This is a genomic window from Pseudotabrizicola sp. 4114, assembly GCF_031457365.1.
Classification (GTDB): Bacteria; Pseudomonadota; Alphaproteobacteria; order Rhodobacterales; family Rhodobacteraceae; genus Pseudotabrizicola.
Window position 1 is genome coordinate 146,803 of the sequence record NZ_JAVDWP010000006.1, and the last position, 12,413, is coordinate 159,215.

At 66.9% G+C, this 12,413-nt stretch carries 14 protein-coding genes; 8 read left to right on the plus strand and 6 right to left on the minus strand.

Annotated features, from left to right (window positions below):
- Positions 1 to 43 precede the first annotated feature (43 nt).
- Positions 44 to 2,047: an NADPH-dependent 2,4-dienoyl-CoA reductase gene (locus J2X53_RS15175; RefSeq protein WP_349038336.1), complete on the plus strand. Its 2,004-nt coding sequence runs from the start codon at positions 44 to 46 to the stop codon at positions 2,045 to 2,047.
- Between the two features lie 3 nt (positions 2,048 to 2,050).
- On the opposite strand, the gene J2X53_RS15180 is transcribed toward J2X53_RS15175, so the two are convergent.
- The 4 genes from J2X53_RS15180 to J2X53_RS15195 form a co-directional block, all read right to left on the minus strand.
- Positions 2,051 to 2,404, minus strand: coding sequence for a hypothetical protein (locus J2X53_RS15180; protein WP_349038337.1), 354 nt, complete (start codon positions 2,402 to 2,404; stop codon positions 2,051 to 2,053).
- Positions 2,405 to 2,469: 65 nt separating this feature from the next.
- Positions 2,470 to 3,174, minus strand: coding sequence for an ATP phosphoribosyltransferase (hisG, locus tag J2X53_RS15185; protein ID WP_349038338.1), 705 nt, complete (start codon positions 3,172 to 3,174; stop codon positions 2,470 to 2,472).
- Positions 3,171 to 4,277, minus strand: coding sequence for an ATP phosphoribosyltransferase regulatory subunit (locus J2X53_RS15190; protein ID WP_349038339.1), 1,107 nt, complete (start codon positions 4,275 to 4,277; stop codon positions 3,171 to 3,173). Before J2X53_RS15190 ends, hisG begins: the two co-directional genes overlap by 4 nt.
- A complete protein-coding gene (locus J2X53_RS15195) occupies positions 4,277 to 5,911 on the minus strand; it encodes a HisS family protein (protein WP_349038340.1) in 1,635 nt (544 codons plus the stop codon). The genes J2X53_RS15190 and J2X53_RS15195 overlap by 1 nt, the downstream gene beginning before the upstream one ends.
- A gap of 77 nt (positions 5,912 to 5,988) precedes the next feature.
- Here J2X53_RS15195 and J2X53_RS15200 point away from each other — a divergent pair, with 77 nt between their 5' ends.
- The 6 genes from J2X53_RS15200 to J2X53_RS15225 all read left to right on the plus strand — a co-directional run bounded on the left by J2X53_RS15200 (position 5,989) and on the right by J2X53_RS15225 (position 10,210).
- Positions 5,989 to 6,192, plus strand: coding sequence for a SlyX family protein (locus tag J2X53_RS15200; RefSeq protein WP_349038341.1), 204 nt, complete (start codon positions 5,989 to 5,991; stop codon positions 6,190 to 6,192).
- An 8-nt stretch (positions 6,193 to 6,200) separates the two neighbouring features.
- Positions 6,201 to 7,250, plus strand: a complete 1,050-nt coding sequence (locus tag J2X53_RS15205) for an AbrB family transcriptional regulator (RefSeq protein WP_349038342.1) — start codon at positions 6,201 to 6,203, stop codon at positions 7,248 to 7,250.
- 75 nt (positions 7,251 to 7,325) lie between these two features.
- On the plus strand, positions 7,326 to 8,336 hold the full coding sequence (locus J2X53_RS15210; RefSeq protein ID WP_349038343.1) for a KpsF/GutQ family sugar-phosphate isomerase: 1,011 nt from the start codon (positions 7,326 to 7,328) through the stop codon (positions 8,334 to 8,336).
- Between the two features lie 7 nt (positions 8,337 to 8,343).
- A complete protein-coding gene (kdsA, locus tag J2X53_RS15215; protein WP_349038344.1) occupies positions 8,344 to 9,171 on the plus strand; it encodes a 3-deoxy-8-phosphooctulonate synthase in 828 nt (275 codons plus the stop codon).
- Between the two features lie 2 nt (positions 9,172 to 9,173).
- Positions 9,174 to 9,977, plus strand: coding sequence for a manno-octulosonate cytidylyltransferase (locus tag J2X53_RS15220; protein ID WP_349038345.1), 804 nt, complete (start codon positions 9,174 to 9,176; stop codon positions 9,975 to 9,977).
- Positions 9,968 to 10,210 (plus strand): sulfurtransferase TusA family protein, encoded by a 243-nt coding sequence (locus J2X53_RS15225; protein WP_349038437.1) that lies wholly within the window; start codon positions 9,968 to 9,970, stop codon positions 10,208 to 10,210. Before J2X53_RS15220 ends, J2X53_RS15225 begins: the two co-directional genes overlap by 10 nt.
- Here the strand turns inward: J2X53_RS15225 and J2X53_RS15230 are convergent.
- Positions 10,202 to 11,080, minus strand: a complete 879-nt coding sequence (locus J2X53_RS15230; RefSeq protein WP_349038346.1) for a molybdopterin guanine dinucleotide synthesis — start codon at positions 11,078 to 11,080, stop codon at positions 10,202 to 10,204. The genes J2X53_RS15225 and J2X53_RS15230 overlap by 9 nt on opposite strands.
- Positions 11,070 to 11,678 carry a molybdenum cofactor guanylyltransferase MobA gene (gene mobA, locus J2X53_RS15235; protein WP_349038347.1) on the minus strand — a complete coding sequence of 203 codons (609 nt, stop codon included), beginning with the start codon at positions 11,676 to 11,678 and terminating at the stop codon, positions 11,070 to 11,072. Before mobA ends, J2X53_RS15230 begins: the two co-directional genes overlap by 11 nt.
- A gap of 102 nt (positions 11,679 to 11,780) precedes the next feature.
- On the opposite strand from mobA, the gene J2X53_RS15240 reads away from it, so the two are divergent.
- Entirely contained in the window at positions 11,781 to 12,299 is a 519-nt protein-coding gene (locus J2X53_RS15240) for a DUF2478 domain-containing protein (protein WP_349038348.1), read from the plus strand.
- Positions 12,300 to 12,413 lie beyond the last annotated feature (114 nt).

A 12,413-nucleotide genomic window follows, 5' to 3' on the forward strand; every position in this document is an offset into this window, starting at 1 on the left:
CGCAGCCGGCGACCATTCTGCGGCCAGATTGCCGGAGGACATCATGACCACCTATCCCCATCTGCTTGCCCCGCTGGATCTGGGCCACATCCGCCTGCGCAACCGCGTGCTGATGGGGTCGATGCACACCGGTCTGGAGGAACTTGGCGACTGGGGCCGGGTGGCAGCATTCTATGCGGCGCGCGCGGCGGGCGGGGTCGGGTTGATCGTAACCGGCGGCATGGCCCCGAACCGTGAAGGCGGGGTGTATCCGGGCGCGTCGGGGCTGTTCTCCGACGCGGATATCGCCAATCATCGCCGGGTGACCGATGCCGTGCATGACGCGGGCGGGCTGATTGCGATGCAGATCCTGCATGCCGGGCGGTATGCCTATGGCAAGGGCTGCGTGGCGCCAAGTGCGATCAAATCGCCGATTTCGCCGTTTGTGCCGCATGAACTGGATGCGGCGGGGATCGAGACGCAGATTTCCGACATCGTGACCGCTGCCGTGCGCGCGCGGGAAGCGGGCTATGACGGTGTGGAGGTGATGGGGTCGGAGGGCTATTTCCTGAACCAGTTTCTGGTGCGCCACACCAACCGGCGCGAAGATGACTGGGGCGGCAGCTATGAAAACCGCATGCGCCTGCCGGTCGAGGTGGTGCGCCGGGTGCGCGACGCGGTGGGGCCCGATTTCATTCTGATCTACCGGATCAGCCTGATCGACCTGATCCCCGATGGCTCGACCTGGGATGAGGTGGTGTTGCTGGCAAAGCGGGTGGAGGCGGCGGGGGCCACGATGCTGAACACCGGCATCGGCTGGCACGAGGCGCGGGTGCCGACGATTGCCACATCTGTGCCAAGGGCGGCCTTCACGTGGTTGACGGCGCGGCTGCGGCCGGAGGTGGGGATTCCGGTGATCACCTCAAACCGGATCAACACCCCCGAGGTGGGCGAGGCGGTGCTGGCAGCGGGGCAGGCCGATATGGTGTCGATGGCGCGGCCGTTTCTGGCGGATGCGAATTTCGTCGCCAAGGCGGCGGCGGGGCGCGCGGCAGAGATTGCGCCCTGCATCGCCTGCAATCAGGCCTGTCTGGACCACACCTTCAGCGGCAAGCTGACCACCTGTCTGGTCAACCCGCGCGCCTGTCATGAGACCGAGCTGGTCTATGCGCCCACCGATCTGCGCAAACGGGTGGCGGTGGTCGGCGCTGGCCCGGCGGGGATGATGGCGGCTCTGGTGGCGGCAGAGCGCGGGCATGAGGTGGTGCTGTTTGACCGGGCGGATCGCGTCGGCGGGCAGCTGCATCTGGCGGCCTCGGTCCCCGGCAAGGAAGAATTTCGCGGGCTGATCGCGTGGTTTGGCACCATGCTGGAGCGGTCTTCGGTGGTGCTGCGGCTGGGGGAAGCGGCGGAGCCAGAGGCCTTGGCCGGGTTTGACGAGGTGGTGATTGCCACCGGCGTCGCGCCGCGTGATCCGGGCATTCCGGGGCAGGAGCGGGCGCTGGGCTATCTGGAGACCCTGCGCGGGGCCAAGGTCGGCCGCCGTGTCGCGGTGATCGGGGCCGGGGGCATCGGCTTTGATGTCGCCGAATATCTGGTGCACTCCGGGGAGAGCCCGACTGAGGATTTCGCGCTGTGGCGGCGGGAATGGGGTGTCGGCGACCCGGCAGAGGTTGCTGGGGGGCTGGCCGTTGCCACGCCGGAGCCGCCCGCGCGCGAGGTCTGGCTGCTACAGCGCAAGGCGGAAAAGCCGGGGCGGGGCTTGGGCAAGACCACGGGTTGGATTCACCGCGCGGCGCTGGCGGCCAAAGGCGTGAAGATGCTGGGCGGCGTGAGCTACACGGCGATCACCGGCGAGGGCCTTGTCATCGAGCGTGACGGGGTGGAGCAGCTGTTGCCGGTGGATGACGTGATTCTGTGCGCCGGTCAGGTGCCCGAACGCGGGCTGGCCGAGGCGCTGGTGGCGGCGGGGATCACCCCGCATGTGATCGGGGGGGCTGATGTGGCGGCGGAACTGGACGCCAAGCGCGCGATTGATCAGGGCGCGCGGCTGGCGGCGCGGCTGTAAGCGTCAGTAATTGTTTGGGTTTCCGGGCAGGATTGTGCCCGTGCCCTCATCCCCGGCCGCGCCGACCCAGACGATGCTTTGCCCGTTCAGACGCACGGCCCAGCAGCTGGCCGGGTTGCCGTCATAGCCAAAACACATGCGGTTGCCATCAATCGACCATTGCCCAGCGTAATCAGGGCCACGGATCGCACCGTCAGGGGCGTAATATTCGGTAAAGCCGCCCGAGGCGACCATCGCGCCTTGCACGGTATTGCCGACAATCGCGGCGCGGATCGCGTCCGCCGGGGCAAGATCCTGCGCCAGAGTGGGCAGGGGCAGCAGGGCGGCAACGCACAGCAGGATGCGGGACAGTTTCATCGACACCCTCCTTGGGTTGCGCAAACGTTAACGCATACCGGGCCGGTTTCAAAGACCCGGCAAGGTCAGGTTTTCGGCACTGTGACATCCAGTTGCCGCGCCAGATCGGACAGGGTTTTGCGGTTGTCCGCATCCCAGTCGGCGCGATGCGACAGGAACAGCACCGCCTGACTGGAATGGATCAGCGCGTCGGACAGGATCTTGAGGTGGTTGGCGCGCAGGGTCTCGCCCGAGGAGGTGATATCGGCAATCGCCTCGGCGGTCAGGTTCTTGACCGTGCCTTCGGTGGCCCCCTGAGAATCGACCAGCTGGTAATCGGCGACGCCATGGGTGGTCAGGAAATCGCGCACCAGACGGTGGTATTTGGTGGCGATGCGCAACCGGAACCCGTGGGTCCGGCGAAACGCGGCGGCGGCGGCGTCCAGATCATCCAGCGTGTCAACGTCGATCCACGCGACCGGCACCGCGATGATCAGATCGGCATGGCCAAAACCCAGCGGCGCGAGTTCGGCCACCTGCGTGGGCCAGTCAGCCAGCTTTTCGCGCACAAGGTCGGACCCGGTGACGCCAAGATGGATGCGCCCGGCAGCCAGTTCGCGCGGAATTTCCCCCGCCGACAGCAGCACCAACTCAACACCCGCGATGCCATCGACGCGGCCGGCGTACTCCCGCTCCGCCCCCGACAGGCGCAGGGTGATGCCGCGCGCGCCGAACCAGTCAAAGGTTTTCTCCATCAGCCGCCCTTTGGACGGCACGCCGATCTTGATCATGGTTTTGCCCCCATCAGGCGGGCCATCAGCCCGGCGCGGATCACGCCGCCGACGGCGGGGATGGACTTGCCCTGTCCCAGCACGGCGGTCAGCGCGTCATAGCGCCCGCCGCTGGCGACGGGGGGCAGGGCAGGATCGTCGGCGTGGAAGCTGAAGACGAAACCGTCATAGTATTCCAGGCTGGTGCGGCCGTGGCTGGCCTCGAACGGCAGGGCCTCAACGTCGATGCCTTGGGCGTGGAGCGCGTCGAGCCGGGCGGCGAACCGGTCCACCGCCGGGGTGATGGCGGGCAGCATGGGTGCTATGCCGCGCAGGTGTTGCAGCGCCGCACGCGACGGGGCCTGCAACGACAGGAGGTCATAAAGCAGCGCCGCCTCGGGCGCGTTGAGGGGGGGCGTTTGCGCGTCTTCGGTCAGCGCCTGCACACGGGCGGCGATTTCAGCCTCGCTGCGCAGCCCGGTAAAGCTGCCCGCCTGCGCGATCAGATCGGCGGGGGAGCCTTTGGCCAGCCGGTCGAGCAGGTGCTTGCGGGCCTGCGGCACGGGTGCGCGGGCCGAAAAGCGGTCGAGCAGCGCGCGGAAGCGTTGCGGCCGCCAGATATGGCGCAGCAGCGCCTGTTTGCGGCGATCGGTGGTGGCAAGACAACGCACGGCGGCCATCAGGATGCCGATGTCGCCGGTGACCGGGCGCAGGGTCAGGCCGTTTTCGTGCAGCACCTGATTGATCAGCGCGAAGACACGGGCGTCGGACGCCTCTCGCTGGTCGCGGCGGAAAATCTCGATCCCGGCCTGATGGTATTCTGACGGGCGGTCGCCGGCATGGTCCTGTTTGCGGAACACCGGGCCGGAATAGGCATAGGTGGCGGGGTCTGCGCCGCCCGCCATGTGCTGCTGCACCACCGGCACGGTAAAGTCGGGGCGCAGCATCATTTCGCCCTGCACCGGATCGACCGTCATATAGGCGCGGGCGCGGATGTCTTCGCCGTAAAGGTCCAGCAGGGTTTCGGCGGGCAACAGAATATCCGCCTCGACCAGCGTGGCGCCCTGATCGGTGAACCATGCGGCGAGGCGGTCAGAGGTTGCGCGTTCGGCCCCTGTGCGCATCAGGCTTGGTCCAGCATCCGGCGCACGGCGGTGACCAGCTCGGCGCGCGGGATTTCGACCTGCGCGGGGCGGTCTTTCCATTCCTCCAGCGTGGCGTTCTGCGCGATCTTTGCGCCGAGGATCAGGTCCTTGAGGATGACGGTGCCTGCCGCTGCCTCATTCCCGCCTTGGATGACCGCGATGGGGGAGTTGCGTTTGTCGGCGTATTTCAACTGGTTGCCGAAGTTCTTTGGATTGCCGAGGTAGACCTCGGCGCGGATGCCCGCGCTGCGCAACTCTCCCACCATGGCCATGTAATCAGCCATCCGGTCGCGGTCCATCACGGTGACGACCACGGGGCCAGCGCTGTCGGTGCTGATGCGACCCTTGGCGTGCAGGGCGGCGAGCAGGCGGTCGACGCCGATGGAGACGCCGGTGGCGGGGACCGACTGGCCGGTGAAGCGCTTCACAAGGTCATCATAGCGCCCGCCGCCCGCGACGGAGCCGAAGTTGCGGGGGCGGCCTTTTTCGTCGGTGATCTGGAAGGTCAGTTCCGCCTCATAGACCGGGCCGGTGTAGTAGCCCAAGCCACGGACGACGCCGGGGTCGATCACGATGCGGTCGGGGCCGTAGCCTTGGGCGGACAGGAGGGAAGAAATTGAACGTAGTTCCTCGACGCCTTCTTCTCCGACCTTGGAACCGCTTACCAAGCTATCAAGGAAATCGAGAACTGCACTATTGTAAATGTGTGAAGCCGCTGGATCAGCCTGAAACTTCAAGCCGAGACTTTGCATTATCTCAAGACTTACTGGATCGCGAACCCAACTGGCTTTGAAGATATCGCTTGCATTGCCTCCACGGGTCGAGATGGCCTGAGCCATTCCCTCTAGCTCTAGACCAACTATTTCGCTCGCAGTGACAAACTTGAGGATCAAAGCAGACTGTCCTGGGTTAAGCCCCGCGCCTTTAGTGAAGTCGCCGGACTCATCCTTGCGGCCCGCGCCCAGCAAAGCCCGGACGCCTTCAGCGCCCAGACGGTCGACTTTGTCGATGGCGCGCAGGACGATGCCGCGTTCGGCTTCCTTGTCATCGCCGGACAGGCCCGCGACTTCCATCACGCCATTCAGCACTTTGCGGTTGTTGACCTTCACCACATAGTCGCCGCGTTCGATCCCGGCGGCTTCCAGTGCGTCGGCCAGCATGGCGCAGATTTCGGCATCGGCGGCGACCGAACCCGACCCGACGGTGTCGGCATCACATTGATAGAACTGGCGGAATCGACCCGGCCCCGGCTTTTCGTTGCGCCAGACCGGCCCCATCGCATAGCGGCGATAGGGGGAGGGCAGGTCATTGCGGTATTGCGCGGCCACCCGGGCAAGGGGGGCGGTCAGGTCGTAGCGCAGGGCCAGCCAGTCGGCATCCTCATCCTGCCAGGCGAACACGCCCTCATTCGGGCGATCTACGTCGGGCAGGAATTTGCCAAGCGATTCAACGGTTTCCACCGCGCTCGTCTCCAGCGGATCAAAGCCGTAGCGGTGGTACACCTCGGCGATCTTGTCCAGCATGGCTTTGCGCGTGGTCACTTCGGTCCCGAAGTAATCGCGGAAGCCTTTGGGGGTTTCGGCCCTTGGGCGGCGGATTTTCGCGTCGGACATGGCGGTTTGGCCCTTCGATCTTTGCCGGGCTTGCTGTAACGGAAGGGCGGCATGGCGGCAAGCGGCACGGGGTACGGATGATGGATCGGGTTGACGGGATCGAGGAGCGGGTGGCGCACCTGCAACGGGCGGTCGATGATCTGTCGGACGTGGTGACGGCGCAGCGGCGCGAGGTGGACCGGCTGACCCGGCTGGTTGGCCTGCTGGTCGAACGCGAGGCCGAGCGCGAGGCGGGGTCTGGCGAGGCCCCCGCCGCCGATGTGAGGCCGCCGCATTGGTGAGGCTGACCGTGGATCTTCCAGCGCTGGCGGTGACGCTGACGATCGGCGCGCTGGGCGGGATTCTGGCGGCGGCGCTGGGCGTGCCGCTGGGCTATCTGCTGGGGTCGCTGCTGGCGGTTGGCGTCACGGCGGCGGCGGGCTGGCGGCCGCTGGGGCGCGCGGTGACGATGCCGATGCGGCTGCGGATGGCCTTTGTGCCGGTGATCGGAGTGGCGATCGGCGGGGCGTTTACGCCAGAGGTCGCGCAGGAGGCATTGGGCTGGGGCAGCAGCCTGCTGGCGCTGGTGCTGTTTGTGCCGCTGGCGCATGGGCTGGGCTACATGATCTTTCGCCGGGGCGGATTGCGGCGGGTGGATGCCTATTTCAGCGCGCTGCCGGGCGGGCTGATTGAAAGCGTGCAACTGGGCGAAGAGGCCGGGGCTGATGTGCGGCTGCTGACGGTGTTGCAGTTTTTGCGGCTGATCCTGACCATCATCGCGGTGCCCTTGATCTTTGCCGGGGTGACCGGCCATGCGGTCGGCTCTGCCGCCGGGGTGCAGATGCAAGGCGCGGATGTGGCGCTGACCTTGCGCGATGTGCTGGTGCTGCTGGCCTGCGGTGCCTTTGGCGTCTGGCTGGCGCGGCTGTGCCGGATTCCGGCCTGGATCATCACCGGGCCGCTGATCCTGTCGGCGCTGGCGCATGCGCTGGGCTGGGTCGAGGGGGTGCCGCCGGGCTGGCTGATTTCGCTGACGCAGGTGGTGCTGGGCACCGGCCTTGGCGCGCGCTTTGCCGGGGTGAGCGGGGCGATGCTGCGGCGGGCGGGGGGCCTTGCCGTGTTGAACGGGGCCGGGGTGATGGCGCTGGCCTTTGGCTTTGCGATGGCGCTGCATGCGCTGGTGGGAGAGCCGGTGGCGGCGGTGTTTCTGGCCTTTGCCCCCGGCGGTCTGGCCGAGATGAGCCTGATCGCGCTGAGCCTGAACATCAGCGCGATTTACGTCACCACGCATCACGTGGTGCGGATCGCGATGGCGGTGGTCGCGGCGCAGATCGGCGCGCGGTGGTTTGCCAGGGGTTAGGCGCGGTTCTGGACAGGGGGGGCCGTGCGTGGCACTAGAGGTGCGACCCAAGGAAAGCCCGCGCGCAGGGCAGAGATGAGATCGACCGTGTTGACCCCCGACGCCCCGACGCCTGAAGCCCTGACGCCAAGCTCCCTGACGCCGGAGGCGCATCGCCGCGCCGCCGAACGGGTGCTGCGCATCGAGGGCGAGGCGCTGTTGACGCTGGCGGGCGCGCTGCCCGACGATTTTGCCGGGGCGGTGGCCGCGCTGCTGGAGGTGCGGGGCCGGGCGGTGCTGTCGGGGATCGGCAAATCGGGCCATGTGGCGCGCAAGATTGCCGCGACACTGGCCTCGACCGGCACGCCGTCGCTGTTCGTGCATCCGGCCGAGGCGAGCCATGGCGATCTGGGCATGGTGACGCCGGACGATCTGTGCATTTTGCTGTCAAACAGCGGTGAGACGACGGAATTGCGCGATCTGATTGCGCATTGCGCGCGGTTTGACATTCCGCTGATCGGCATGTCGCGCGATGCGGGCAGCACCCTGATGCGGGCGGCGGATTACCGGCTGACCATTCCCAACCTGCCCGAGGCCTGTGCCATCGGCATGGCCCCCACCACCTCGACGACACTGATGATGGGGTTGGGCGATGCTTTGGCGGTGGCGCTGATGGAGGCACGGCGGTTTGAGGCGGATCAGTTCCGCACCTATCACCCCGGCGGCAAACTGGGCGCGCAGCTGACGCTGGTGCGGCAGGTGATGCACCCGCAGGTGCCGCTGGTGCCGCTGGACGCGCCGATGCAGGAAGTGGTGCGGGCGATGACGGCGGGCGGTCTGGGGGTGACCGGCGTGGTCGATGCGCAGGGGTTGCTGGCGGGGGTGGTGACCGACGGCGATCTGCGGCGCAACATTGTCGGGCTGCTAGACCGGGTGGCGGGCGATGTGGCGACGCGCAGCCCGAAAACCGTGGCCCCGCAGACCCTGGCCGCCGAGGCCCTGGCCATTGTGAACAAGTCGAAAATTTCTGCGCTGTTTGTCTGCGAAGACGGGCGGCCGGTGGGGATCGTGCATCTGCACGACCTTTTGCGCATTGGCGTGATGTGAGGGATTGATGGATCAGCAAACCGTAACCGTGGGCGATATCGCGATCGGGGGAGGCGCGCCAATTGCGCTGATTTCCGGCCCATGCCAGCTGGAAAGCTCGGCCCATGCAAGGATGATCTGCGAAGGGCTGCTGGAGGCCTGCGCGCCCACCGGCACCAAGTTCATCTTCAAGGCCAGCTATGACAAGGCCAACCGCTCGTCGCTGAGCACCAACCGGGGCTTGGGGATGGAGATGGGGTTGCGCATCCTGTCCGACATCCGCGCCGAATATGGCGTGCCCGTGCTGACCGACGTGCACGAACCGGGGCATTGCGCGATTGCGGCCGAAGCGGTGGACGTGTTGCAGATCCCGGCCTTTCTGTGCCGCCAGACCGATCTTTTGCTGGCGGCGGGCGAGACCGGGTTGGCGATCAACATCAAGAAGGGGCAGTTTCTGGCGCCCTGGGATATGAAAAACGTGGCGGCCAAGGTGGAAAGCACCGGCAACCGGCGGATCATGCTGTGTGAGCGCGGCACCTCCTTTGGCTACAACACTTTGGTGACCGATTTCCGGGGTCTGCCGACCATGGCGGAAACCGGCTGGCCGGTGGTATTTGATGCCACCCATTCGGTGCAGCAGCCCGGCGGGCTGGGCGGCAGCTCGGGCGGGCAACGGCAGTTTGCGCCGGTGCTGGCACGGGCGGCCTGTGCGGTGGGGGTGTCGGCGCTGTTCATCGAGACACATGAAGACCCCGACACTGCGCCCAGTGACGGGCCAAACATGATTCATCTGCATGATATGAAGGCGCTGATCGGCACGCTCTGCGCCTTTGACCGTCTGGCAAAGGGGCTTTGAGCATGGACGCCTGCATCATCATTCCCGCCCGCTATGCCAGCACGCGCTATCCCGGCAAACCTTTGGTGGCGCTGACCGGGGCCAAAGGCGTGGCGCGCAGCCTGATCGAACGCTCGGTGATGGCGGGGCGCGCGGCGTCTTGCGGGCAGATCCCGATTTATGTCGCCACCGACGACGCGCGCATCGCCGATGAGGCGCGGCGGATCGGGGCCGATGTGATCATGACCTCTGACACCTGTCGCAATGGCACCGAGCGGGTGGCCGAAGCGGTGGCGGTGGCGGGTATCACGGCGGATATTGTGGTGAACCTGCAAGGCGATGCGCCGCTGACGCCCGCTCATTTCGTGACCGCGCTGATCGACGCGATGCGCGCTGACCCTGAGTGCAGCATGGCGACGCCGTTCCTGCGCTGTGACCCCGAAACGGTGGAAAACCTGCTGATGGACCGCCGCGCCGGGCGCGTGGGGGCCACCACGGTGGTCGCTGACCGCGCCGGGCGGGCGCTCTATTTCTCCAAAGAGGTGATCCCCTTCACCAACGGGCGCGGTATCGTGAACGGCAAGGTGCCGGTGTTTCACCATGTCGGCGTCTACGCCTATCGCCCCGCCGCTCTGGCCGCCTATCAGGCTTGGGAGCCCGGGCCGCTGGAGGCGCTGGAGGGGCTGGAGCAGTTGCGGTTTCTGGAAAACGGCCATCCGATCCGCATGGTCGAGGTTTCGGCCCCCGGCGCGGTGTTCTGGGAGCTGAACAACCCCAGCGATGCGCCGCTGATCGAGGGCTATCTGGCGCGGATGGGCTGGGATTGACCGCTTGGGACGTCGAGATTGATGCCGCAGGGCTGTTGTGCCCGCTGCCGGTGCTGAGGGCGCGCAAGCGGCTGCTGGCCATGCAGCCGGGGCAGGTGCTGCGGGTGGTGGCGACCGACCCGGCCTCGGTCATCGACATCCCGCATTTCTGCGGCCAGTCAGGGGATACTCTGGTTTCGGCAGAGCAGGATGGCATGACGCGGGTATTTCTGATCCGCAAGGGCTCAGCCTAGCGCGACCTGCAACAGGGTCGCGTGACCTGCGCCCAAAATCCAACCCTCCTCCGGAATCCAGCCCTCCTCCGGTGACGGGTGGGGCAGGGTGAACAATTGGTTCATGTCTGCGGGGCTCAGGCGGTGCAGCGCGGTGGCCAGCAGCCGGACCTGCGCCTCATCGGGGACCAGTCCTGTGGTTGAGGTGTAGCGGCGGACCGCATCGGCCAGCAGGGACGGGTACACCTCGGCCAGCACAATCTGGGTGGTGGGGGCCTCGAACGGCCAGACCGAAAGCTGCCCGGCAAAGCGCTGCCGCAACCGCTCCAGCACTGGCAGGCCGGTCAGAACCTGCGCGCCGACCGCGCCTGCGCCCGCCAGTTGCCAGACCGGCTTGGGCGACGACCCCGGCCCGCGCGCTGCCAGATCGGTGGCGCGATGCGCGGTCAGACCGGGCGGCAGTGCCGGTTTCAGCCGGGGCAGGCCGGGGGTTGGCGCGCGCTCTCCGTTGCCCCAGAACGGCCCGTCGCCGGGAAAGACGCTGTTCATCTGCGCCGCGATCTGCCGGTAATTGCTGAGGTTTCCGGGCGAGTCGGTGGTGCGCTGGGCCAGCCAACCCCACCACGACAGCGCCGTTGCCTGCCCGGTCAGCCGCGCGACAAACCCGGCGGGCGCGCCAAAGGCAAAGTCGGCCCCAAGGAGCAGGCGGTGGTTATGGGCGAGGCTGTCGGTGATGAGGGCCTCGAGGGCGGTTTCGGCACCTGCCCGTGTGGCGAGGTTCTGTGCCATGCAACCCGCGGGCGTGGCGGTCGCGAGCCAGATCGAATCCTTGCCGCGCTTTGGCCCTTTGGCGGCAGACCAGTCGAGGATGGCAACGCGGTCAAAGATCATCGCGCAACCGGGCGGCGGCCAGATCTTCGGGCGTGTTGATGTTGAAAAACGGGTCCGTCTGCGCGTCAAACAGCGCAGGCCGGGCCCCGTTTTGCACCGCCCAGTCAATCACTTTGCGCTGCCCCGCCAGCAGATCGCGGCGCAGCTTGTTACGCAAGGCGGTGGGCCAGAGGCCAAAGGTCGGGTGCCAGTCGGGCGCTGCATCCGTGCCAGTCGCGGCAAGGCTGAACCCGGCAGTCCCGCCCGCCGCTCGCAGGCGGGCGACCAGATCGGCGGGAAAGAACGGCGTGTCGGCGGCCACAGTGACCACCGCATCAGCGCCAAGGCCCGCCGCCCAGTCCATCGCCGCCAGCACCCCTGCGAGCGGTCCGGGAAACCCCGGCACCGGGTCGGGCAGCACCGGCAGGGCAAAGCCGGACAGGCGCGACGGGTCGCCATTGGCATTGATCGCCATCCGCTCTACCTGCGGCGCGAGCCGCGCAATGACCCGCTGCATCAGGCTTTGCCCGTTCAGCATCAGCAGGCCCTTGTCACCGCCGCCCATCCGCCGGGCCTGCCCGCCCGCCAGAATGACCCCAAATCGCCCGGCCCGCTGCATGATCTGTCCCGTCCAAAGGTGGCGCTTTCGCGGTCAGGGGACATCATGTAAGCAGGGCAGGCGGGATACAAGCCGCATGGCCGGGGGACGGGAGGCGCAACGATGCTGGGTTTTGTCTCGGCCCCGGAGCGGGGAGACGGTGACCGGCTGCTGGCGCGCGTGGCAGAGCGGTTGACGGCGACGGGGATTGCGCTGGGTGGCGTGGTCCAGATCAATACCGAAACCGACCCTGATCGCCCCTGCCTGATGGACCTGCGGGTATTGAGCGATGGCAGCGTTTTCCGGATCAGCCAAAGCCTTGGCCGCCATTCCCAGGGCTGCAGACTTGATGCCGCTGGTCTGGAAGAGGCGGTCGGGCGGGTTGCTTCTGCGCTGTTGGCCGCGCCGCCGCACCTGCTGATCCTGAACAAGTTTGGCAAGCAAGAGGCCGAGGGTCGGGGCTTTCGTCCGGTGATCGCACAGGCGCTGAGCCTCGGCGTGCCGGTGCTGACCAGCGTATCGGCGAAAAACCGGGCCGGCTTTGACCTGTTCGCCGCAGAGTTCGCCAATACACTGCCGAGTGATGAAAATGCGGTGCTGGCATGGTGCCTGTCTCAGATCCGGGTGGACGCCAAGGGGTAACAAGCGCGTCACCATGGGTTTTGCGGGTGCCATCCCGGAATTCCCTCACTCGGTCGCCGGTTGACGGAACGGATTCTTTTGCGAAGAGAGGCATTCTTCAGGAGGGGCATTGTC

Bases quoted from the DNA above. Each gene is read 5' to 3' on its own strand.
- J2X53_RS15180 (WP_349038337.1), bottom strand. From the start codon at position 2,404: ATGAAACTGTCCCGCATCCTGCTGTGCGTTGCCGCCCTGCTGCCCCTG.
- hisG (WP_349038338.1), bottom strand. From the start codon at position 3,174: ATGATCAAGATCGGCGTGCCGTCCAAAGGGCGGCTGATGGAGAAAACC.
- J2X53_RS15190 (WP_349038339.1), bottom strand. From the start codon at position 4,277: ATGCGCACAGGGGCCGAACGCGCAACCTCTGACCGCCTCGCCGCATGG.
- J2X53_RS15210 (WP_349038343.1), top strand. From the start codon at position 7,326: ATGAGATCGACCGTGTTGACCCCCGACGCCCCGACGCCTGAAGCCCTG.
- J2X53_RS15200 (WP_349038341.1), top strand. From the start codon at position 5,989: ATGATGGATCGGGTTGACGGGATCGAGGAGCGGGTGGCGCACCTGCAA.
- J2X53_RS15220 (WP_349038345.1), top strand. From the start codon at position 9,174: ATGGACGCCTGCATCATCATTCCCGCCCGCTATGCCAGCACGCGCTAT.
- J2X53_RS15240 (WP_349038348.1), top strand. From the start codon at position 11,781: ATGCTGGGTTTTGTCTCGGCCCCGGAGCGGGGAGACGGTGACCGGCTG.
- J2X53_RS15195 (WP_349038340.1), bottom strand. From the start codon at position 5,911: ATGTCCGACGCGAAAATCCGCCGCCCAAGGGCCGAAACCCCCAAAGGC.
- J2X53_RS15175 (WP_349038336.1), top strand. From the start codon at position 44: ATGACCACCTATCCCCATCTGCTTGCCCCGCTGGATCTGGGCCACATC.
- J2X53_RS15230 (WP_349038346.1), bottom strand. From the start codon at position 11,080: ATGATCTTTGACCGCGTTGCCATCCTCGACTGGTCTGCCGCCAAAGGG.
- kdsA (WP_349038344.1), top strand. From the start codon at position 8,344: ATGGATCAGCAAACCGTAACCGTGGGCGATATCGCGATCGGGGGAGGC.
- mobA (WP_349038347.1), bottom strand. From the start codon at position 11,678: ATGCAGCGGGCCGGGCGATTTGGGGTCATTCTGGCGGGCGGGCAGGCC.